Source organism: Chromohalobacter canadensis (assembly GCF_034479555.1).
In the GTDB taxonomy this organism is placed as follows: Bacteria; Pseudomonadota; Gammaproteobacteria; order Pseudomonadales; family Halomonadaceae; genus Chromohalobacter; species Chromohalobacter canadensis.
The window spans coordinates 3,212,023-3,234,748 of record NZ_CP140151.1 but is presented as its reverse complement, the minus strand read 5'-3'; the positions used below and the strand labels follow the sequence as shown (position 1 = coordinate 3,234,748).

General features: G+C 61.2%; 18 protein-coding genes and 6 tRNA genes. 14 read left to right on the top strand and 10 right to left on the bottom strand.

All coding sequences use genetic code 11. The features are described 5' to 3' along the window. Positions 1-50: 50 nt before the first annotated feature. From SR908_RS15035 to hemA, 4 genes are all read right to left on the bottom strand, one after another. Positions 51-548 carry an Lrp/AsnC ligand binding domain-containing protein gene (locus SR908_RS15035; protein ID WP_040243754.1) on the bottom strand — a complete coding sequence of 166 codons (498 nt, stop codon included), beginning with the start codon at positions 546-548 and terminating at the stop codon, positions 51-53. A 155-nt stretch (positions 549-703) separates the two neighbouring features. Continuing rightward, entirely contained in the window at positions 704-1,558 is an 855-nt protein-coding gene (prmC, locus tag SR908_RS15030; protein ID WP_246921251.1) for a peptide chain release factor N(5)-glutamine methyltransferase, read from the bottom strand. Beyond that, positions 1,558-2,643, bottom strand: coding sequence for a peptide chain release factor 1 (gene prfA / locus SR908_RS15025; protein ID WP_246921254.1), 1,086 nt, complete (start codon positions 2,641-2,643; stop codon positions 1,558-1,560). The genes prmC and prfA overlap by 1 nt, the downstream gene beginning before the upstream one ends. Further along, positions 2,640-3,914 carry a glutamyl-tRNA reductase gene (hemA, locus tag SR908_RS15020; RefSeq protein ID WP_246921256.1) on the bottom strand — a complete coding sequence of 425 codons (1,275 nt, stop codon included), beginning with the start codon at positions 3,912-3,914 and terminating at the stop codon, positions 2,640-2,642. The genes prfA and hemA overlap by 4 nt, the downstream gene beginning before the upstream one ends. 257 nt (positions 3,915-4,171) lie before the next feature. Here hemA and SR908_RS15015 point away from each other — a divergent pair, with 257 nt between their 5' ends. From SR908_RS15015 to SR908_RS14975, 9 genes are all read left to right on the top strand, one after another. Further along, positions 4,172-5,950, top strand: a complete 1,779-nt coding sequence (locus SR908_RS15015; protein ID WP_246921259.1) for a tetratricopeptide repeat protein — start codon at positions 4,172-4,174, stop codon at positions 5,948-5,950. Continuing rightward, positions 5,947-6,591 (top strand): lipoprotein insertase outer membrane protein LolB, encoded by a 645-nt coding sequence (gene lolB, locus SR908_RS15010; protein WP_246921261.1) that lies wholly within the window; start codon positions 5,947-5,949, stop codon positions 6,589-6,591. The genes SR908_RS15015 and lolB overlap by 4 nt, the downstream gene beginning before the upstream one ends. Further along, the gene (gene ispE / locus SR908_RS15005) at positions 6,588-7,472 is read left to right on the top strand and encodes a 4-(cytidine 5'-diphospho)-2-C-methyl-D-erythritol kinase (protein ID WP_246921263.1); all 885 of its coding nucleotides are present in this window, start codon (positions 6,588-6,590) and stop codon (positions 7,470-7,472) included. The genes lolB and ispE overlap by 4 nt, the downstream gene beginning before the upstream one ends. Positions 7,473-7,547: 75 nt before the next feature. Beyond that, a tRNA-Gln gene (locus SR908_RS15000) sits at positions 7,548-7,622 on the top strand. 63 nt (positions 7,623-7,685) lie between these two features. After that, entirely contained in the window at positions 7,686-8,627 is a 942-nt protein-coding gene (locus tag SR908_RS14995) for a ribose-phosphate pyrophosphokinase (RefSeq protein WP_175575845.1), read from the top strand. 117 nt (positions 8,628-8,744) lie between these two features. Next, on the top strand, positions 8,745-9,398 hold the full coding sequence (locus SR908_RS14990) for a 50S ribosomal protein L25/general stress protein Ctc (protein WP_246921265.1): 654 nt from the start codon (positions 8,745-8,747) through the stop codon (positions 9,396-9,398). 20 nt (positions 9,399-9,418) lie between these two features. Further along, complete coding sequence (pth, locus tag SR908_RS14985; protein ID WP_097023196.1) at positions 9,419-10,003, top strand: aminoacyl-tRNA hydrolase; 585 nt, start codon at positions 9,419-9,421, stop codon at positions 10,001-10,003. A 111-nt stretch (positions 10,004-10,114) separates the two neighbouring features. Beyond that, a complete protein-coding gene (gene ychF / locus SR908_RS14980; protein ID WP_246921267.1) occupies positions 10,115-11,206 on the top strand; it encodes a redox-regulated ATPase YchF in 1,092 nt (363 codons plus the stop codon). 85 nt (positions 11,207-11,291) lie between these two features. Beyond that, a tRNA-Met gene (locus tag SR908_RS14975) sits at positions 11,292-11,368 on the top strand. Between the two features lie 64 nt (positions 11,369-11,432). Here the strand turns inward: SR908_RS14975 and SR908_RS14970 are convergent. Then, positions 11,433-12,731 carry a M18 family aminopeptidase gene (locus SR908_RS14970; protein ID WP_246921269.1) on the bottom strand — a complete coding sequence of 433 codons (1,299 nt, stop codon included), beginning with the start codon at positions 12,729-12,731 and terminating at the stop codon, positions 11,433-11,435. 131 nt (positions 12,732-12,862) lie between these two features. Between SR908_RS14970 and SR908_RS14965 the strand changes: the two genes are divergently transcribed. Both SR908_RS14965 and ligB read left to right on the top strand, forming a co-directional pair. Further along, entirely contained in the window at positions 12,863-14,929 is a 2,067-nt protein-coding gene (locus tag SR908_RS14965) for a carboxy terminal-processing peptidase (protein WP_246921271.1), read from the top strand. A gap of 167 nt (positions 14,930-15,096) precedes the next feature. Continuing rightward, positions 15,097-16,851: an NAD-dependent DNA ligase LigB gene (gene ligB, locus SR908_RS14960; protein ID WP_281504806.1), complete on the top strand. Its 1,755-nt coding sequence runs from the start codon at positions 15,097-15,099 to the stop codon at positions 16,849-16,851. A 19-nt stretch (positions 16,852-16,870) separates the two neighbouring features. Here ligB and SR908_RS14955 read toward each other — a convergent pair. From SR908_RS14955 to SR908_RS14935, 5 genes are all read right to left on the bottom strand, one after another. Next, positions 16,871-16,946, bottom strand: a tRNA-Asn gene (locus SR908_RS14955). 28 nt (positions 16,947-16,974) lie between these two features. Next, positions 16,975-17,050: transfer RNA gene (locus SR908_RS14950), tRNA-Asn, on the bottom strand. A gap of 21 nt (positions 17,051-17,071) precedes the next feature. Beyond that, positions 17,072-17,147: transfer RNA gene (locus tag SR908_RS14945), tRNA-Asn, on the bottom strand. Positions 17,148-17,348: 201 nt separating this feature from the next. Continuing rightward, positions 17,349-17,425 (bottom strand) — tRNA-Met (locus tag SR908_RS14940). 94 nt (positions 17,426-17,519) lie between these two features. Then, positions 17,520-18,470, bottom strand: coding sequence for a choline ABC transporter substrate-binding protein (locus SR908_RS14935; protein WP_075369174.1), 951 nt, complete (start codon positions 18,468-18,470; stop codon positions 17,520-17,522). Positions 18,471-18,709: 239 nt separating this feature from the next. On the opposite strand from SR908_RS14935, the gene betI reads away from it, so the two are divergent. The 3 genes from betI (at position 18,710) to betA (ending at position 22,606) form a co-directional block, all read left to right on the top strand. After that, entirely contained in the window at positions 18,710-19,321 is a 612-nt protein-coding gene (betI, locus tag SR908_RS14930) for a transcriptional regulator BetI (protein WP_175575867.1), read from the top strand. 40 nt (positions 19,322-19,361) lie between these two features. Beyond that, a complete protein-coding gene (gene betB / locus SR908_RS14925; protein WP_097023192.1) occupies positions 19,362-20,846 on the top strand; it encodes a betaine-aldehyde dehydrogenase in 1,485 nt (494 codons plus the stop codon). A 77-nt stretch (positions 20,847-20,923) separates the two neighbouring features. Then, complete coding sequence (betA, locus tag SR908_RS14920) at positions 20,924-22,606, top strand: choline dehydrogenase (protein ID WP_246921276.1); 1,683 nt, start codon at positions 20,924-20,926, stop codon at positions 22,604-22,606. Positions 22,607-22,726: the final 120 nt, after the last annotated feature.

Here is a 22,726-nt window from a genome sequence, read left to right as displayed (position 1 = left end):
ATGTGAGTCCATCGCCTCCCGCGTGAAGAGCGCCTCCCGGCATGCGCCCGTCAGGTGTCCAACTGCTCGGTATCGGGCACATGCAATGAGACATCTTCTTTGACCTCTTCCATGACCACGTAACTCTTGGATTCCTTGACCCCGGGCAGCGTCAACACGACATCGCCAAGCAGTTGACGATAAGCGGACATCTCCGGAATCCGGCACTTGAGAATGTAATCGAACTGCCCGGAGACCAGATGACATTCCTGAATCTGCGGTAGCTTGGCCACGGCCCGGCGAAATTCGTCGAATACCGCCGGCGACTGGGTCTCCAGGCTGATCTCGACGAACACCAGCAAGTTGGCCTTGAGCGCCTTGGGGTCGAGCAACGCCTTGTAACCGCGAATGATACCGGCCTTCTCCAGACGCTTGACGCGCTCCAGGCAGGGCGTCGTGGACAAGCCGACCTGGGACGCCAGGTCGACATAGGAAATACGCGCGTTGTCCTGCAGGCAACGCAAGATATTGAGATCGATACGATCCAACGAACGGGTCTTGGCTTTCATTATATTGTTGTTCCGAGACAATGAATGACAGGAGAAACCGCAACCGGCCCCTATGACAAGTAAGGCTTATCCAGACAGGGCCCTCGGTGCGAGACGTATTACTACCACAACCACCGCCCGCGCCTCCAGGCAGCCAACGGTGTTGTTTACCGCAGTCAATGTTGGCCCTGCATCACTGGCGCTCGCCCCAGCGTGAGGCGCTCACGTGCCCCGAGGTCGGTCGCGCTGAAGACATCCTCATACCCGGCCTGCGCGAGCACCTCACGAACCCGTGAGGCCTGCTCCCAGCCATGCTCCAGCGCCAGCCAGCCTCCTGCCACAAGGTGTCCGCGCGCCGTCATCGCCAGATAACGCAAATCGGCCAGCCCGGCATCGCTCGCCACCAGCGCCGAGCGTGGCTCGAAGCGCACATCACCTTGCGCAAGATGTGGGTCACCCTCGGCGATATAAGGCGGATTGGCGGCAATGACGTCGAAGGTCGCGTCCCCCAGCGCGGCAAACCAGTCGCTGACGAGGAAGGTGGTGTTCGCGATCTCCAAACGCTGGGCATTATCTTTGGCCACGGCCACGGCAGCCACCTCCCGATCAACGCCGGTGACATGCCATGCCGGTCGCTCGGAGGCCAGCGCCAGGGCAATCGCGCCCGTCCCCGTCCCCAGGTCGAGCGCTCGTCCTGGCCCATGCGGCATCTTTGCCAACAGTGTTTCAACCAGGCACTCGGTATCGGGCCGCGGAATCAGGGTCGCTTCATCGACCCGCAGACGTAGCCCCCAGAACTCGCGTTCGCCGATGAGATACGCCACGGGATGGCCCAGCGCCCGTGCCGCCACCAGCGCCTCGAAACGTGCCCGGGGCACGCCTGCGAGTTCGCGGTCGCCCCAAGTATATAGCCATGCACGGGTCACCGAGGCCGCATGCATCATCAGCACTTCGGCATCCAGGCGCGGTGAGGCACTGTCCGCTGCCTGCAACCGCCGCGCCGCGCGCGTCAGCAAGGTATCGTAGGTCATCAGTCCGTCTGCAGCGCCGAGAGCTGCTCGGCCTGGTACTCATGAATCAAGGGATTGATCACTTCATCGAGCTCGCCCGTCATCACGTCGCTCAGCTTATAAAGCGTCAGGTTGATGCGATGATCGGTGATGCGCCCCTGAGGGAAATTGTAGGTCCGGATGCGTTCACTACGATCACCCGAGCCGACCAGCGAACGGCGCGTATCGGCCTGTTCCTGGCGCTGTGCGTCCACGGCGGACTGCTTGAGACGCGCTGCCAGAAACGCCATCGCCTTGGCGCGATTCTTGTGCTGGCTACGCTCTTCCTGGCACTCCACCACTACACCGGTCGGCAAGTGCGTGATGCGAATCGCCGAGTCCGTGGTATTGACGTGCTGCCCACCAGCGCCACTGGAGCGGAACGTATCCACACGCAGGTCGTTGCTGTTGATCTCCACATCACCGACGGCAGACGCCTCGGGCATGACCGCCACGGTACACGCCGAGGTATGGATACGCCCCTGGGATTCCGTGGCCGGCACCCGCTGCACGCGGTGCGCGCCGGACTCGAACTTGAGCCGCGCGTAGACATTGTCGCCACGCACCCGGGCGATCATTTCCTTGTAGCCGCCTTGCTCGCCATGACTGACGTTGATCACATCGATTCGCCAGCCCTGGCGTTCTGCGTAACGCGAATACATGCGAAACAAGTCGCCGGCGAATAGCGCCGCCTCGTCACCGCCGGTACCGGCACGAACCTCGAGAAACACGTTGCTGCCATCGTCGGGATCCTTGGGCACCAGGAGCTGCTTGACCTCCGCATCCAGTTCCTCGAGTCGCGCCTGCGACAGACGCGACTCTTCCTCCGCCAGCTCGCGCATCTCGGGATCGCTGTCCTCGCGCATCTGCTCGGCCGCCTCGATATCGCCCTCGGTACGCCGATAGACCCGCCAGGTTTCGATCAAGGGCTCGAGCTCGGCATATTCGCGTGAGTAATCGCGAAAGCGGGCCTGATCGGCGATCACGTCTGGCTCGGCCAGCAAGGCAGCGAGTTCTTCGAAGCGTTCCTGAAAGGCATCGAGACGTGTGCGCAGAGTCGCTTTCATGCAGGGTCCTGTGTCGATGCGGCCGGATCGATCAGCAACGTATCGGCCGCCTGGAGGATATCGTGCCGCTCCTCGCCCGATGCTTCGCGTAAGCGTAGCGTCGGGCCGTGCAGCAATTTATTGGTCAGTTGACGCGACAGCCGCTGCAGGACTTTCTCGGGGTCCTCGCCGCGGGCGAGTTGCGCCAGCGCTTGGCGTTCGGCTTCTTCACGTAGCGCCTCTCCCTGCTGGCGGTAACGGCGAATCAAGTCGCCGGCGCCACGCACGCGTCGCTCACGCTGCCAATGCTGGATGCCATTCTCGATCAAAGACTCAGCCTGAGCCGCGGCAACGGCACGCTGCTTGCGGTTTTCCTCGATCACTTCCTGCAGGTCGTCAACGCTATACAGGAAGACATCGTCCAGCTCGCCGACCTGGGACTCGATATCGCGAGGCACGGCGATATCGACCATGAACATGGGGCGATGGCGGCGCTTCTTCAGTGCGCTCTCGACCATTCCCTTGCCGAGAATAGGCAATGGGCTCGCCGTGGAAGAGATGATGATATCGGCATGCGTCAACGCCTGGGGGATCTCCCCCAGTGAAATTGCCTCGGCATCGAAGGCATTGGCCAAGGTCTCGGCGCGCTCACGTGTACGGTTGGCGACGGTCAGTCCGCGAATACCCGCCTCACGCAGATGTCGCGCGACCAGTTCGATGGTTTCGCCCGCCCCGATCAACAACGCACGTGCGCGCCCGAAATCGTCGAAGATATGGCTGGCCAAATTGACGGCAGCATACGCCACCGAGACCGGGTTTTCGCCGATACCTGTCTCGCTGCGCACCTGTTTGGTCACGGAGAAGGTATGTTGGAAAAGCCGCTCCAGCTCGCCCCCTAAACCGGCGTTGTCCCGTGCGAGCTGATAAGCCTCCTTGAGCTGGCCCAGGATTTGCGGCTCGCCCAGCACCATGGAATCAAGCCCCGCCGCCACACGCATCAAATGGCGAACGGCCTCGCCATCGAGGTAATGATAGGCGCTTTGCATCAGGGTTTCGGGCGGCAGCCCGTGGAAGCGCCCCAACCAGTCGAGCACCGAGCGCTCTCCCTGAGCGTCAGTCACACAGTAGAGCTCGGTACGATTACAGGTCGACAGCACCGCCGCTTCGTTGACGCCGGGCAGCGATTTGAGTTCGGCCAACGCGCCCGCCAGCTCGGCCGGCGTAAAGGCGACCTGCTCGCGAACCTCGATGGTCGCTGTCTTGTGGTTGATTCCCAGGGCGAGAAGCGTCATGAAATCACAGTCATCACATCGGTCTATCGGCAGCGTCCGGCCTTTGCATTCGGGCGCGGCGGACAATGTGGGGGTGACGAAGCCGGAATACTAGCCCCGCCTAATGCGCTGCAGGATCGATATCCTAGCATAGGACTGAGACATTTGGGCATGGGGCGGCAAGTTGCCGCGCAGCGCGAGGTTTCCCCCGCCTGACGCTTTGCCCGACCTGATCGAGCCGGTATGCTGATGCTTTCAAACGCACATTCGAGGATGGCATGCGCATACGCTTGACCCTGGCTTCCGTCCTGGCGTTGCTGCTGGCGGGCTGCCAAAACGCTCCAACAACGCCCAACGCCATCTCACTCGATGACCCCATGGAAAACGCACCACCGGTGACCAGCGGCTTCGATGCTGAAGGCCTGTCATCGTTGCTGATTGCCGAGCTCGCAGGGCAGCGCGGCGATTACCGGCGCGCCGCCGAGGGCTATCTCGATGTCAACGAACGTTACGCATCACCGGCCCTGGCAGAGCGCGCCACCCTCGCAGCGCGCTACGCCGACGACAGTGCCCTGCTCGAACGCACCGCACTGCGCTGGCAACAGCTCGATAACGACGCCACCACGCCACGCCACGTCCTCGCCAGTCTCGCGGTACAACGCGGCGACTGGGAAACTGCCCTGGCCCAACGCTTGCGCATTGCCGATCAGGAGCCCGAGGCAGACCTGGCCGCGCTAGCCGAGCTCGCCATCGAACAAGATGCTGACGTCGCGCCACTACTGAAACCTCTGCGGGATTTCGTCGAGCGTCATCCCGACCACCTTGACGCCCAGCTAGCTACTGCCCAACTCGAGGCGGCGAACGGCGACACAGAAAGCGCCGATTCTCGACTCGCACGCCTGGCCGATACGGAAGAGGCGCCCGCCGAGGTATGGCTGACGCGCAGCATGATCGCCCTGAACAATGGCGCCCTGGACGATGCCCAGCGCTATGCCCGCCAAGGGCTCGAGCGCTTTCCGGACGATAGCCGCCTGCGTCTGACCCAGGCGCAGGCACGCCTCGCCGATGGCGACATCGAAGCCGCCGACGAGGATGTCGAGCGCTTGCTTGCTCGCCATGACGACACGTCATCGTTACGCTTGGCGCTCGCCCAGCTGTATCTCGACGCCGCGCATCCCGATGGCGCCAGGCGCCTCCTTCTTCCCCTGCTCGATCGCGACAAAACGCCTACGCCCGCCTACCTGATGCTGGGTAGCATTGCCGAGCAAGCCGGCGACATCGACAACGCCCTGCTTTACTATCGCCAGGTACCCAACGGTGACGGTTTCATCGAAGCACGCGCGCAGGCAGCCAAAATGCTGGTCGGCGCGGATCGGGCGCAGGACGCCAGCGCGTTTTTACGCATCGAACGGCTTCGCCACCCCGATCAACGTATCGCCTTGCTGCGCCTCGAGCTCGACGTACTCGACGCCCAGGACCAACGCGCACGCGCCGACGAACTGCTCGACGAAGCCATCGCCAAGACGCCCGAAGCCACCGAGCTACGCTTTCAGCACGCCATGCGCGCCTATCATCAGGGCGACCTTGAGACCATGGAAGCGGACCTGCGCACGATCATCGAACGCGAGCCCGATAACGCCGAAGCGCTCAATGCCCTCGGCTATACGCTGAGCAACGATATGAGCCGTCATCAAGAGGCTTTGCCGCTGATCGAAAAAGCCCACCGCCTCGAGCCCGAGAGTCCCGCTATCCTCGACAGTCTCGGCTGGGTCTATTTTCATCTCGATCGCGCGCAAGAAGCGCTACCTTATTTGCGTGAGGCCTATCGCGGCCAGCCTGACCAGGAAGTGGCTGCCCACCTCGCCGAGGTACTCGCCGCCACCGGACGCGATGCCCAGGCGCGCGCCCTGGTAGAAGAGGCGCTACAGCGCTTTTCGCCGCATCCGCTCATCGATGAATTACTGCGCCGACACCCCGAACTCGCCCCGGCCGACGAGAATGATGCAAGCAGCAACGTCGGCCCAGACTCTACTCGCGACACGGAAGCCAGCTCATGATCCGCTCTCTCTCATTACGCCTTCGCCATGGCTACGCCGCTCCTCGTGCTTGGCTCAGCCTGCTGCTCATCGTCATGCTAGCGGGTTGTGCCAGCCAAGCCCCTGGCCCCGACCAAGCCCGTGAGCGTGGCGATTGGGACGCCCAAGCCGAGCGACTTCAGGCACTGGAAGCCTGGAGTCTCGCCGGCAAGGTCGGACTGCGCACCAATGAAGGCTCCGAAAGCGCCAATATCGACTGGCAGCAACGTCCCGACACCTACCGCATCCTGATCAGCGGCCCCTTCGGGGCTGGCCGTACCCTGCTGAAAGGAACGCCCGGGAAGGTAACTTTGACCAACGGCGAAGGGCGCTTCGACGCCGAGACACCGGAAGCCTTGATGGAACAACAGCTAGGCTGGTCGTTGCCCATTTCCGCGCTCGATTACTGGGTGCGCGGCCTGCCTACCCCCGATGCCAGCGAGCGCCTCGAGCACGACGACCTGGGCTTCCCCAAGCGTCTGCAACAACTCGGCTGGACGATCGAGTACCGTGACTGGACGCATGCCGACGACTTATGGCTACCACGCCGCTTGGTCATGACCTACGGCGATCTGCGCGCCACGCTCGTCGTCAATCAATGGAAAGCCGTGTCCGATTCATGAATGCACGACTCAGCCTGCCCGCGCCCGCCAAGCTCAACCGCATGTTGCACATCGTCGGCCGCCGTGCCGACGGTTATCACGAACTGCAGACGCTGTTCCAAATCCTCGACCGCGGCGACACACTGCACTTCGCGCCACGCGAGGATGGGGCTATCCATCTGCACCCCCCGGTGGCTGGCGTCGATCACGAGGCCAACCTCATCGTGCGCGCTGCACGCCTGCTGAAGCATGAAAGCGGCACGTCGCTGGGCGTCGACATCCACCTGGAAAAACGCCTCCCCTTGGGCGGTGGCTTGGGTGGCGGAAGCTCGGATGCGGCCACCACTCTGCTCGCACTTGACCGCCTTTGGTCACTCTCGCTGGGGCTCCCTCGCCTGGCCGAGCTGGGCCTTTCTCTCGGCGCCGATGTGCCGGTCTTCGTATACGGCCGGAGTGCCTGGGCAGAAGGCATCGGCGAACGCCTGACGCCCGTGACGCTCGAAACGCCGTGGTTCGTGGTTCTTCACCCGGGGGAAGAAATATCAACGCCTGCCGTGTTCGGTCACCCCGAATTGACACGCAACACCCCGCCCATTAGTATGGCGCGCGCACTGCGAGGGGAAGCCGAACAGGGGCGCGTCTGGCGCAATGACTGCGAAGCAGCAGTGAAACGCCTGTCGCCAACGGTCGCGCAAGCGCTCGACTGGTTATCGGCTTTCGGCCCAGCCATGCTGACGGGGACAGGTAGCTGTCTATTCTGTCCCTTGACGAGTGAGCAACAAGCCGATAGGATTTTGCGCCGTGTTGATAGCCATTGGCATGCATTCAAGGCACGCGGCTGCAACACATCCCCCCTCCACGAGGCTCTCGACATTCACGATGAAATGTCATTCATGAGCTAATACGGGGACGCCTGATATCGACATCGTGTTCTATGTGGGCAATAAGACACACGAAACAACGAGTCGATGTGTTGCTGGGGTATAGCCAAGTGGTAAGGCACCGGTTTCTGGTACCGACATTCCCAGGTTCGAATCCTGGTACCCCAGCCAATTTCTCAGGGCGCCCGACGAATCCCACTCCGAGATCCCTCAAGACTCCAAAGGTGGCTGCGCGTGTCTAAATTGATGGTGTTCGCGGGAAATGCCAATCCCGAACTCGCCCGCAAGGTGGCCGAAAGCCTCGACAACCGGCTGGGCCATGCAACCGTCGGTCAATTCAGCGATGGTGAAATCGCGGTCGAGATCAATGAAAACGTTCGCGGCAAGGACGTTTTCGTATTGCAGTCCACCTGCGCACCGACCAACGACAACCTGATGGAGTTGATTCTCATGGTGGACGCACTGCGCCGTGCTTCCGCTACACGAATCACCGCCGTCGTACCGTATTTCGGGTATGCTCGTCAGGATCGCCGAGTGCGTTCCGCACGTGTGCCGATCTCGGCCAAGCTGGTCGCCGACATGATGGTCAAGGCAGGTGTCGACCGTGTCATGACCATGGACCTGCATGCCGATCAGATTCAGGGCTTTTTCGACGTTCCCGTCGACAACGTCTATGGCTCGCCGATCCTGCTCGATGATATCGAACGCCAGAACTACGACGATCTCGTCGTGGTCTCCCCCGATGTCGGTGGCGTCGTCCGTGCACGCGCCATCGCCAAGCAGCTCAACGCCGATCTGGCGATCATCGACAAGCGTCGGCCGCAGGCTAATCAAGCCCAGGTCATGCATATCATCGGCGAAATTCAGGATCGCACCTGCGTGGTGGTCGATGACATGGTCGATACCGCCGGCACCTTGTGCAAGGCGGCTGAAGCGCTCAAAGGCCATGGCGCTCGGCGTGTCGTCGCCTATGCGACACACCCCATCCTGTCTGGACCGGCCGTCGACAACATCGTCGGCTCGGTACTTGACGAACTCGTCGTGGCCGATACCATTCCGCTTTCCGAGACGGCGTCCCGTAGTGGCAGGATCCGCCAACTCTCGGTCGCCGGTCTGATCGCGGAAGCCATTCGCCGCGTCAGTAATGAAGAATCCGTCAGTGCCATGTTCCACTGAGGCCATACGCCACAGGGAGCATGCACGGATACGCGGGCCGCGAGGCCCTCACGGAATCGGCATCGCCTGGTCGCGGGCGGTGCCGCTTTCCTTACATAACCTATGAGGTGACAATCAATGTCCCAATTCACTCTATCCGCCGAGGTTCGTCACGACCTGGGGAAAGGTGCGAGCCGCCGCCTGCGTCGTGAGAACCAGAAAGTCGCCGCTATCATCTACGGTGGCGACAAGACGCCGCAGCCGATCACTCTCGATAAGCCCGCCTTTTACAAGGCCATCGAGGATGAAGCCTTCTTCTCGTCGGTAATCAACATCGACCTCGAAGGCAAGTCGGAGCAGGTCATCATCCGTGATATCCAGCGCCACCCTTACAAGGCGTTGGTGACCCATGCTGACTTCATGCGTATCGATGCCACGCACGAAATCACCATGAACGTGCCGCTGCACGTCAACGGTGAAGACACGTGCAAGGGCGTCAAGGAAGAAGGCGGCGTGCTGCACGTGCTGGCCAACGACGTCGAGATCAGCTGCCTGCCCAGCAAGCTCCCCGAGTACCTGGAAGTCGATGTGGCCTCTCTGGGACTGGGCGAGACCCTGCACTTGTCCGACCTGCCGCTGCCTGAAGGCGTGTCCCTGGTCGCCCTCAACCATGGCGAGGAGCATGACTTCGGCGTGGTTAGCGTCACGCGTGCCGATACCGGCACCGACGGTGACGAAGATGGCGAGGAAGGCGACGACGCTGCCGCAGAAGACGGCGAAAAGACCGAGTAATCGGTTTTCGAGGGGCCCGCATGAGTCACGTCAAAGCGATTATCGGCCTGGGGAATCCGGGTTCCGAATATGATGCCACGCGACACAATGCGGGCGCCTGGGCCGTTGAAGCCCTGGCGCGCGACAGCCTGACCCCGCTACGGGTCGAGCGTAAGTTCTTTGGGCAATATGCCAAGATCCATTACGCCGGCCATGACCTTCATTTGTTGGTGCCCAGCACCTACATGAATCGTAGCGGAAAGGCTGTCGCCGCTCTTTGCCAGTTCTTCAAGCTCTCCCCGGACGAGCTTCTCGTCGCCCATGATGAACTGGATATCGCTCCGGGCACGGCACGCTACAAACACGGAGGCGGCCATGGCGGTCACAACGGTTTACGTGACATCGTCAGCGCCTTGGGCAACGACAAGTCCTTCCATCGCTTGCGCGTTGGCATCGGCCATCCGGGCTCGGCCAAGCAAGTGACCCACTATGTCCTCGGACGCCCCGGCAAGGCGGAACGCACCGCCATTGATGCCGCCATCGATGAATGCCTGCGCACTCTCCCCGATGTTGCCGCCGGTAACTGGGCAAGCGCCATGAATCGCCTGCATAGCTTCAACGGCTAAACACGGCTTCTTTTCGGCAACCGCCTCGCGCCCATAGCCCCACACCCGCCACATCGGTAGAATGCGGGCCACGTTCATCACGCCCTTTCGCATACGATTCAGGAAGATCCCATGGGTTTCAATTGCGGTATCGTCGGCCTTCCCAATGTCGGCAAATCCACGCTGTTCAATGCCTTGACCAAGTCGGGAATCGACGCCGAAAACTTTCCTTTCTGCACCATCGAACCCAACGTCGGCATCGTCCCCATGCCGGACCCGCGTCTGGATGAGCTTGCGGCTATCGTCAAACCGCAGAAAGTAATTCCGACGACCATGGAGTTCGTGGACATCGCCGGCCTTGTCGCGGGCGCCTCGAAAGGCGAAGGGTTGGGCAACCAGTTCCTGGCCAATATCCGCGAGACCCAGGCCATCGCCCACGTCGTGCGTTGCTTCGACAACGACAACGTCATCCACGTCGCCAATGAGGTCGACCCCCGCGCCGACATCGAGACTATCAATCTCGAACTCGCGCTTGCCGATCTGGATACCGTAGAGCGCGCCATCCAACGCCTCGCACGTGTGGTCAAGGGCGGCGACAAGGAGGCCATGGCCACCAAAGCCATCCTCGACCGCATCCAGCCCCATCTAGCCGAGGGCCAGCCGCTACGTAGTTTCGGCCTCGATGACGACGAGCAACGCCAGCTCAAGAGCTTCGGTTTCTTGACCCTGAAACCCACCATGTATATCGCCAACGTCAACGAGGACGGCTTCGAGAACAATCCCTATCTCGACACCGTTCATGCGATCGCAGCCGAGGAAGGCGCCGTGGTGGTACCAGTATGTAATCAGATCGAAGCCGAGATCGCCGAGCTCGATGAAGAGGAGCGAAGCGCCTTCCTCGAGGAAATGGGCATGGAAGAACCTGGCCTCGACCGGGTCATTCGCGCCGGTTACGCCCTGCTCGGCCTACAGACGTATTTCACCGCGGGAGTCAAAGAAGTCCGCGCCTGGACCACGCCTATCGGGGCCACCGCCCCGGAAGCCGCTGGCGCGATCCATACCGACTTCCAGAAGGGTTTCATCCGCGCCGAAGTGGTCGGCTATGACGACTTCGTGACACTGGGCGGCGAGCAAGGCGCCAAGGATGCGGGAAAATGGCGCCTGGAAGGCAAGGAGTACATCGTCGTCGATGGGGATGTCGTGCATTTCCGTTTCAACGTCTAGTGCACCCAAGAGTCGCCGGGCGGCCTGATGGCAATGAATAGTTGACACATCAGGGAGTTACACGTAGTATTCGCCCGCATTGAACGGCTACGTAGCTCAGTTGGTTAGAGCACATCACTCATAATGATGGGGTCCCCTGTTCGAGTCAGGGCGTAGCCACCAAGATATGCAAAAAAAGCCCGCCAACATCCTTGTTGGCGGGCTTTTTCGTATGCCAGTATCCGGGCTAGCTCAACTCGGCGCGATTGACGTAAGCCGTCAACGCACGAATCAGATAGTCGGCGTCACGGCTGCCGGCGGTTTCGCGAATCGAGTGCATCCCCCATTGTGGCACTCCAACATCCAGCGTCGGCACCCCGAGTTCGGTGGAGGTAATCGGCCCGATGGTGCTGCCACATCCCATGTCGGCACGCGTGACGAACGTCTGGACTGGCGCTCCCGCCTCGCGGCAGATATCTCGAAACATCGCCGCCGTGGCACTATTGGTGGCATAGCGCTGATTGGCGTTGACCTTGATCACCGGGCCGCCGTTGATCGTCGGGCCATGATTGGCATCATGCTTTTCGGGGAAGTTAGGGTGCAGGGCGTGGGCATTGTCACAAGAAATCATGCGTGAGCCCTGAATCAGACGCACCCAACCTTCTTCGCCTCCCTCGCCCAACTGGGCATGCACGCGGCGCAGCACGTCCCCCAGAAACGGGCCCTGGGCACCGCTGGCGCTGGCACTCCCCACTTCTTCATGGTCGTTGGCGACGAATACCGCGCCTTGCTGGCCATCGCTGGCCAACAGCGCTTCGATACCCATAAAGCACGACAGTAGATTATCGAGGCGCGCGCTGGCGATCAGCTCGCCCTCGACGCCCACACGCGACGGCCGCTGCATGTCGTAGAGGGCGAGTTCATAATCCATCAGCTGGATGTTTTCCAAGCCGTGCTGCTCATACAACCAGCACTTGAGCCATTTCTCCAGGTCGGGCTCGCTACCGCCCTGCAGCATGACCGGCAGCATCTGTGTCTGAGCGTTCAGCGCGCGCCCATTATTCGCCTCGCGGTCGAGATGAATCGCCAAGCTGGGGATGATCGCGACGGGACGATCAACGTGCAATAATACGCCCTGCAGTCGCCCATCCTCGCGTCGTACATGGACACGCCCGGCCAGGCCCAAATCTCGGTCGAACCAAGGTGCCAACAACGCCCCACCGTAGACTTCGACACTCAATTGAAGCCAGTCGTTGCCGGTGACCACTGGCTGGGGCTTGAGCCGCAGCCCCGGGCTATCGGTATGCGCCCCGATCATGCGCAACCCGCCTAGGCCCTCCTCCGGCACCTGCATGGCGATCAACGACGAATCATTACGGGTCACGTAAAAACGTTCGCCGGGCGCCAACTGCCACGTCTCGGTTTCCTCGAGGCGACGGTAGCCCGCTTGCTCGAGTCGTCGGGCCATATTGTCGACGGCATGCCAAGGCGTGGGGGAACGTTCGAGAAAATGTAACAAGCGATCAAGGGTGGGGGCGTGAGCCATGGCGTCCTCGGAGAAGTGTCTGTGACGGATGATACAGACTGCTACAATGCCAGTCCGGTCTGAGAAAACTCAACTCAAGGAACCGGCAATCTGGGAACGAGAGTGTACATGAAACCGGGAGTGCTTGATTAATGAGCCTGTTTGCAGCCGCTCGGCGCGCGGCGATCTTGTCACTGTGGCTGGTGGTTTGTGCCCCGGCATTGGCCGATGCCCCGACACCCACCGACGAACAGCGGCAAGCAGCGACGGAAGTCGCTGAATCGCTGCGATATGGATATTACGCCGATATCAACCTGGACGATGAGTGGTCGTCGAGAGCGTTTCAGCGCTATCTTGATGTACTAGACCCCCAACGCGCCTACTTGCTATCACGTGACGTAAAGGACTTTCAGGATCTCGACTCCTCTTTCGACGAGGCGCTCGACGAAGGGAAACTGGAACGCGTATACGAACTCTACGCTCGCTACCAAGAGCGCCTGGAAGCACGTCTGAAATGGATGATCGAGCGCCTCGATGATGGCAACGATTTCGATTATCAGAGCAACGAGCGCCTGGCGCTGGACCGTGAAGACGAACCCTGGGCCGAGGAGCAGGATGCGCTCGATCGGCTTTGGGAAAAGCGCCTCAAGAATGCCGCGCTAACCCAATCTCTCAGCGCCCCGGAAGAAGATAACGCCGAGGACATCGCCGAGACCCTGCGCGATCGTTATGAGAACCAGCTCTCCCGCGTCGAACAGACCAACGCCGAAGACGTCCTAGTGCTCTTCCTCAACGCCGTCACCGGCACCGTCGACCCGCATACTGACTACCTTTCGCCCAGTCAGAGCGAATCCTTCGATATCCAAATGAAGCTCTCGCTCGAAGGTATCGGTGCGCTACTGCAAAGCGAAGGCGAATACGTCAAGGTGTCCAGCCTGGTGCCCGGCGGCCCCGCCGACAAGGGCGATGCCTTGGAGCCCGCCGATCGTATCGTCGCGGTGGGACAAGACGAGAATGGCGAAATGGTCAATGTCGTGGGCATGCGCCTCGACGAGGTCGTCGACCTGATTCGTGGACCCAAGGGCTCGACCGTGCGTCTCGACGTCATTCCTGCCAAGGCCGTCGACGTGACGCGCACGCACACTGTTCGCATCACCCGCGACACCGTCAAGCTCGAGGATCAGGCTGCCAGCAGCGAGGTCGTGACCGTGACTCGCGGAGGCGAGGATCACAAGGTCGGCGTGATCGACGTGCCCACCTTCTATGTCGATTTCGATGCCTGGCAGGCCGGTGACAGCGACTACCGCAGCAGCACGCGAGACGTCGCCAAGGAGATCGACAAGCTCAAGCAGGAAGGCGTCGAGGGCATTGTCCTGGACCTGCGCAACAATGGCGGCGGCGCCCTGCAAGAAGCCAACTCGCTGATCGGCCTCTTCATCGATCGGGGCCCCACCGTGCAGGTGCGCGACGCCCGTGGCCGTATCAACCTCTACGGCGACTCCGACCGTGGCACCCACTACGACGGTCCGCTGACCGTGCTGGTCAACCGCCTCTCGGCGTCCGCCTCGGAGATCTTCGCTGGCGCGATCCAGGATTACGGTCGCGGCCTGGTGGTGGGCAACCAGACCTTCGGCAAGGGAACCGTGCAGACGCTCAATGACCTCAGCCATGGCCAGGTCAAGCTGACCCGCGCCAAGTTCTACCGCATCACGGGCGAGAGCACCCAATTGCGCGGCGTCGAACCAGACATCACCTTCCCCAGCCTCATCGGCAAGGACGACATCGGGGAAAGCGCACTCGACAACGCCCTGCCTTGGGACAAGGTGCGTTCCGTACAGTACCGCCGATACGGCGAGCCACAACGCTATCTCGACACGCTGCAAGCGAAGCATGACGAACGCGCCAAGCAGGACCCCAACTTCGTCTATCTCGAACGCGAGGCCACGCTGGCCAAGCAGCTCCAGGAGCAACGAACCAGCATCAGCCTGAATCGCGAGCAGCGCCAACGGGAGATGGACGCTCAGGAGGCCGAGCAACTCTCGCTGGAGAATCAACGCCGCAAGGCGTTGGGGCTCGATCAGCTCGAGGAATGGACCGATGCCCGCGAGAGCGACGATCCAGAAGACGAGGAAGAGGACGACAAGCCGGTCGATCGCGCGCAAGTCATCGAGGCAGCGGAAATCCTGCTCGACTATGCACACCTGAAAGAAACGCAGTAAGCGTCAAGCCGCCGGCATACGCCGGCGGCAATACTCGACGCCAGAGGGTTGGCCTTTTTCATCGTTTCCAGTTAAATGAGATTTAACTAATAACTGGAAGCCTTGAATCCTTTATGCCAGCCTTCTGTCGTTCTTTCCGCGTCGTTTTATCCCTTCTACTCTGCAGCATGCCCCGCCTCTCGGGACGCCGGCTCCTGTGGGGCCTCGTTGCCTATGCTCTCGTCATGGGCACTCCGGTATCGGCTACGACGTGCCCTCAACAACCACCTCGGACGCTGCAAGAAGATTACCAGGCGCTCAATGCCCAACTCGCGCGTTGGGACCAGGCCTACTATCACCAAGGACGGCGACTGGTCGACGATGGCACCTACGACTCCGCCAAGCGCCAACTGGCCCACTGGGCGCACTGCTTCCCCTCCTTGGCCGCCTCGCGCATCGCCTTGCATGAACCCGACGGCGCGCAACGCCACCCGATCCCGCAGACGGGCGTGAACAAGCTTCCCGACCGCGTCGCCGTAGCACGCTGGATCACACAGCAGACAAGCCATCCACTGTGGATACAACCCAAAGTCGACGGCGTCGCCGTCACCCTGATGTACCGGCAATCGCGCCTGGTCGCGGCAATCAGCCGTGGAGACGGCATCGAAGGACAAGACTGGCTTGCCAAGGTATCGCACATCGCGACGATCCCGTTGAAGCTTCCCGACACGGCGCCCACACGCGTCATTTTACAAGGCGAGCTCTACGCACGCCGCGACGCGCATACGCAATCCCACGATGGCCTCGACGGCGCACGCGCCCGTGTCGCCGGGCTAATGGCTCGCGATTCACTGACGGATCGCCAGGGCGAGGAAATCGGCCTATTCGTCTGGGGCTGGCCCGATGGGCCAGCCACCATGCCCGCTCGTCTTGCCACGCTTGTCGACTGGGGATTCGACGAGGTCGCCGATACCACGCACGCAGTCACCACGCCGGAAGACGTCGCCCGGTGGCGCGAATACTGGTACAACCACGCCCTGCCCTTCGCCACCGACGGGATCGTCGTCAAGCGTGGCGACCGTCCCGACGGACACGAGTGGGAGGCCTCGCCTCCCGACTGGGCCATGGCCTGGAAGTATCCCGCCCAGCAGGCGATCGCACACGTCGACGCACTCGACTTCACAGTGGGCCGCACCGGCCGCATCACTGCCGTTGCCACATTGACGCCGGTCATGCTTGGCGACAAGCGCATCACCCACGTGAGCCTTGGCTCGCTGGCGCATTGGCGCAAAACGAACGTGCGCCCAGGCGATCAAGTCAGGCTGCGCCTGGCCGGCCTGACCATCCCGCAGCTCCAGGACGTGGTCATACGCACGCGACCGCGTCCACCGGTCGCGACGCCCGCTGCCGACCGTTACGACCGCCTGTCGTGTCTACGCCTGGCACCGGCGTGTCGCGAACAATTCCTCGCTCGGCTCGAGTGGCTAGGTAGCGACAACGGCTTAGACTTTGAAGGCATCGGTCCCGCCACATGGCGCCAACTCGTCGATGCCGGGCTCATCGAGGAGCTTCTCGACTGGCGCACGCTAGATACCCGAGCCCTCAAGACACTACCCGGCGTCGGCACCAAGACCGCACATGATTGGCGCACACTCTTTGCAACGGCCGATAAACGCTCCCCACGGCGCTGGCTACGTGCTCTGGGACTCCCTGCCATCCCGCAGGACGCCCTCGAGGCGATACTCGCACGACACGACATGCGTGAGCTCACGCAATGGACGTCATCCGCTTGGCAAGGCTATTCAGGCATTGGGGAAACGCGCGCGAAACAGCTGGGGGAGTTTTTCCACCATCCGGAAATACGACGCTTATTGAAATCACTGCAGAAAGAAAAGATACCGCGCGAGGAAGGGGCGACCGAAACGGTCAACAGTGCGCGTTAATGCTGCATAAAATATCGCTTGGCTCCCCGAACAGGACTCGAACCTGTGACCCAATGATTAACAGTCATTTGCTCTACCAACTGAGCTATCGGGGAATATCAGCGATGTCACTCGGCGGGAAGTTGGCTCCCCGAGCAGGACTCGAACCTGCGACCCAATGATTAACAGTCATTTGCTCTACCAACTGAGCTATCGGGGATCGCCGAGCGCGATCCGGTTTTGGCTCCCCGAGCAGGACTCGAACCTGCGACCCAATGATTAACAGTCATTTGCTCTACCAACTGAGCTATCGGGGAACGATGCCGGAGCACGCGGCGTAGTATACGGATTCGATCGAGGGCGTCAAGGCTGAAAGTAAATTCGTTCCCATGAAGGGCGCCGAAGGCATCGAATTTCCCGTTGTGAAACAGGGAGCTGCGCATACGTCATGCATGACGAGGGCCAATCGGCAAGGGTACAAGAAAACGACTTGCGGAAGATGACAGCTAGGGGGGAGGTGGTGGCTACGCCCTGACTCGAACAGGGGACCCCATCATTATGAGTGATGTGCTCTAACCAACTGAGCTACGTAGCCACATATCGCATAGCAGGAACGCTTGGCGACGGAGGCGGATTATGCACATGGGCTTGCCGCTTGGCAAGCCCATGGCAGTGACAAGGTGCGACGCTTATGCGTCGATGTCGAGCTTACGCTTCACGACATCCAGGCCGGTTTCGCCATTGACGGTGGTCACCCCATCGAGCCACTCGTCGAGCACGTCCGGATTGTCCTGCAGCCAGGCACGGGCAGCATCACGCGGATCTTCGCCGTCATCCATGATCGCGCCCATGATTTCGTTCTCCATGGTCAGAGTAAAGCTCAAGTTATTGAGCAACTCGCCCACGTTGCCGCATGCCTCGGCGTAATCGGCACGGGTGTTGGTATACACCGTGGCGCCGCCCAGATTAGGACCGAAGTAGTCATCGGCATCTTTCAGATAGGCCATGTCGTAGTTGGTGTTCATGGGGTGCGGCTCCCAGCCGAGGAACACCATCCACTCGTCGTTTTGGGTTCTGGAGTTGAGCTCGGCAAGCATGCCCGATTCGGACGAGTCGATCAGGTCCCAGTCGCCCAAGCCGAAAGCATCATCGTCAATCATCTGCTGAATGATCTGGTTGCCGTCATTGCCCGCTTCGATGCCATACAGGCGGCTGCCGAACTGATCCGCATGATCGTCCAAGTCTTCGACCGAGGTGACACCGGCATCATAGACATACTGCGGTACTGCCAAGGTGTACTTGGCGCCCTCGAGGTTCGCGCCCAGGCGATCAACTTGGCCCTTGTCGATGTACTCGTCGCTGATCGACGCCATCGACGGCATCCAGTTGCCCAGGAATACATCGAAGTCGCCATTCTTCATGCCGGCGTAGGCCACGGGTACGGAAACGGAGTTGGAGGTGGTCTCATACCCCAGCCCTTCGAGGACCTCACGCGTCAATGCCGTGGTGGCGGTGATATCCGTCCAGCCGACTTCGGCGAAACGTACGGGCTGGCATTCCTCCGGCGTATCCGCCATGGCCAGCGGCGAAAGCAACGTGGCACTGCCCAGCAGCGCGATCAATGGAGTCTTGTTAGACATGGAGTTCTCCCTTGCGTTGATGTTGATATAGTCATTGAATGACGATTCAATAACGTTTTTTTATGCTAAATGAATTCGGCAATTCTTTTCCACTATGGATTTCATTTACCATGGAAAGATAGCAGATTTTTTATTGATTGAACGTTCAATAAAAACATCCCATAATGAGGTAGACGTTGGGTGGCGCTTGAAGGTCCGAGTGCTAGGTCGCCACACCCGTCAGCAGAGGAGAACGCTCGGTGCCCAAACTCGGTATGCAACCCATTCGCCGCCGCCAACTCATCCAGGCGACACTGGAAACCATCGATGACGTCGGCCTGGCAGACGCCACCATCGCCCGCATCGCCAAGCGTGCTGGCGTTTCGGCTGGCATCATCAGCCATTATTTCGGCGGCAAGGACGGGCTACTGGAATCGGCCATGCGCCAGATTCTCTGGGATCTTGGCGACGCCGTCGCCAAGCGCCGAGCACGCGGCGGCGTCGAAAGTCCACGGGAGCACATCCGTGCCATCATCGATGGCAACTTCGACCGAAGCCAGGTCAACAAGACCGTCATGAAGACGTGGTTGGCGTTTTGGTCAGTTAGCATGCACCGTACCGATCTACAACGGCTGCAACGCGTCAACGATCGATGGTTGTATTCAAACCTCTGCCACCACTTTCGGCGTTGCATGCCCAGGCCCGAAGCACAACAGGCGGCACGCGGCCTGGCCGCGATGATCGACGGACTTTGGCTGCGCGGCGCACTGGCGCCACAAGGCATCGATGTCGACCGCGCCCGGCAACTGGCCTATGACTATGTAGAAGAGCAGCTCGCTCATTCCACATGTCATGCGCCGACGGATGCCTGAACGGCATCCCATTTTTTACTTTCACGATGCGGGAGGACCCATGGCCACTTTCGAGACACAGAAGCTCTACATCGGCGGTCGATTCGTCGACGCCACATCCGGCGAGACCTTCGACACGATCAACCCAGTCGATGGCAGCGTGCTGGCAAGCATCCAACAGGCCGCACAGGCAGATGTCGATCATGCCGTCGCGTCGGCCCGCGAGGGACAACGCGTCTGGGCGGCCATGAATGGCATGGAGCGTAGCCGTATCCTGCATCGTGCCGTCGCGCTGCTGCGTGAACGTAACGACGAGCTGGCCCATCTGGAAACACTGGACACCGGCAAGCCAATCAGTGAAACGCAAGCCGTGGATATCGTCACCGGCACCGACTCGCTGGAATACTATGCCAACCTGGCACCTTCGATCGAAGGTACCCAGGTGCCGCTGCGCGAGGACTCGTTCTTCTACACGCGCCGTGAACCGCTGGGCGTCATCGGTGCCATCGGCGCCTGGAACTACCCCATTCAGATCGCCTGCTGGAAATCCGCGCCGGCGCTGGCCGCGGGTAACGCAGTGGTTTTCAAGCCCAGCGAGGTCACACCGCTGACCACCCTGAAACTGGCAGAGATCCTCACCGAAGCGGGCCTGCCGGACGGTGTATTCAACGTGGTGCAGGGCGACGGCCGCGTCGGGCAGATGCTTACCAACCACGCCGACATCGACAAGATCACCTTCACCGGCGAAGCCGGCACGGGCAAGAAGGTCATGTCCGCTGCCGCCGGCTCGACGCTCAAGGAAGTCACCATGGAGCTGGGCGGCAAGTCGCCGTTGATCGTCTTCGAGGACGCCGACCTAGAGCGCGCCGCCGACGCTGCGATGCTGGCCAATTTCTATTCCAGCGGTCAGGTCTGCACCAACGGCACGCGCGTTTTCGTCCACCGCTCGGTGCAGGCGGACTTCGAGGCCAAGATCAAAGAGCGTGTCGAACGTATCAAGGCGGGCGATCCCCTGGACCCGGCGGTCAACTTCGGCCCGCTGGTCAGCTTCGAGCACCAGGAAAAGGTGCAGAGCTATATCGATCTTGGCGCCCAAGAAGGCGCGCGTCTGCTGGTCGGCGGCGGTCGCTGGAATAAGGCCGATGCTTCTGGGGTCGACTGGGCCAAAGGTGCTTGGGCCGCGCCCACGGTCTTCACCGATTGCCGCGACGACATGCGTATCGTGCGCGAGGAAATCTTCGGCCCGGTGATGTCGATTCTGGTCTTCGACGACGAAGAAGAAGTGATCCGGCGCTCCAACGACACCGCCTACGGTCTCGCCGCCGGCCTGTTCAGCGAAAGTCTGAACCGCGCGCACCGCGTCATTCATCGCCTGCAGGCCGGCATCTGCTGGATCAACACTTGGGGCGATTCGCCGGCGGAAATGCCGGTGGGCGGCTACAAGGAGTCGGGCATCGGCCGTGAAAACGGTCTCTCGTCGCTCGATCAGTACACGCAAATCAAATCGGTACAGATCGAAATGGGGCCCTTCCCCGCCGTGTTCTGATGCGTGTCCGTGGCCGGTGACAGCCGGCCACGTCCGCATCCCTGTCATTCGTTCGACCACGTGAAGGAGGGCCGCTCATGACACAGGCTCGTGAATTCGACTACATCATCATCGGGGCCGGTTCCGCCGGCAACGTACTCGCCACTCGCTTGACCGAGGACCCGAACGTCCAGGTCCTGCTGCTCGAGGCCGGCGGTCCCGACTATCGCTTCGACTTCCGCACGCAGATGCCGGCGGCGCTGGCGTATCCGCTGCAAGGCAAGCGCTACAACTGGGCGTTCGAGACCGATCCCGAACCCTACATGAACAATCGCCGCATGGAGTGCGGACGCGGCAAGGGCCTCGGTGGTTCCTCGCTGATCAACGGCATGTGCTACCTGCGCGGCAACGCGCTGGATTACGACAACTGGGCCAAGATTCCCGGCCTGGAAGACTGGAACTACCTGCAATGCCTGCCCTACTTCAAGCGCGCCGAAACACGCGACATCGGGCCCAATGATTACCACGGCGGCGACGGCCCAGTTTCGGTAGCCACGCCCAAGGAAGGCAACAACGAACTCTACGGCGCCTTCATCCGCGCGGGCATCGAGGCCGGCTATCCCGCCACCGAAGACGTCAACGGCTACCAGCAGGAAGGCTTCGGCCCCATGGACCGCACGACGACCCCGAACGGGCGTCGCGCCTCCACGGCGCGCGGCTACCTGGATATCGCCAAGCAGCGTTCCAACCTGACCATCGAAACGCATGCCACGACCGATATTATCGAATTCGAGGGCAAACGTGCCGTCGGCGTGCGCTATGAACGCAAAGGCCAGACGCAGCAGGCCAAAGCGCGCCGCGAAGTCCTGCTATGCGGGGGCGCCATCGCCTCGCCGCAGATCCTGCTGCGCTCCGGCGTGGGCAACCCCGAGCACCTCAAGGAATTCGATATTCCCGTGGTACACGAGCTGCCGGGTGTCGGGGAAAACCTCCAGGATCACCTGGAGATGTATATTCAGTACGAGTGCAAGAAGCCCATTTCTCTATACCCAGCGCTCAAGTGGTACAACCAGCCCAAGATCGGTGCCGAATGGCTGTTCTTAGGCAAGGGCGTCGGCGCCAGCAACCAATTCGAGGCAGCCGGCTTCATCCGTACCAACGACCAGGAAGAGTGGCCCAATCTTCAGTACCACTTCTTGCCGATCGCCATCAGCTACAACGGCAAGAGCGCGGTACAGGCCCACGGCTTCCAGGCTCACGTCGGCTCCATGCGGTCCATGAGCCGCGGGCGTATCCGCCTGACATCGCGCGATCCCAAAGTCGCGCCGAGCATCCTGTTCAACTACATGTCCGAGGAAAAGGACTGGCAGGAATTTCGCGACGCGATTCGCATCACGCGTGAGATCATCGAGCAGCCAACGATGGACGAGTATCGCGGACGCGAAATCTCGCCGGGGCCGAATGCGCAAAGCGACGCGGAGCTCGACGAATACGTGCGTCAGCACGCAGAGACCGCCTACCATCCCGCCGGCACCTGCAAGATGGGCAGTGCCGATGACGAGATGGCTGTCGTCGACGGCGCGGGACAGGTACATGGCCTCGAAGGGCTGCGTGTCATCGATGCCTCGATCATGCCCGTGATCGCCACTGGCAACCTCAATGCGCCGACGATCATGATCGCCGAGAAAATGGCCGACAAGGTGCGCGGGCGCGATCCGCTACCGCCCGCCGATGTCGATTATTATGTCGCCCATGACGCACCGGCACGCCGCAAGGCATGACGATGCTTGCGTCGACATGACGTCTGCCTCGAACACCCGGTGCACTTCGCATCGGGTGTTTTTGCATTATCCTTCCTTAATTCTTGCCCACCGCCCCCGTAGAATGTGCACGATCGCCTT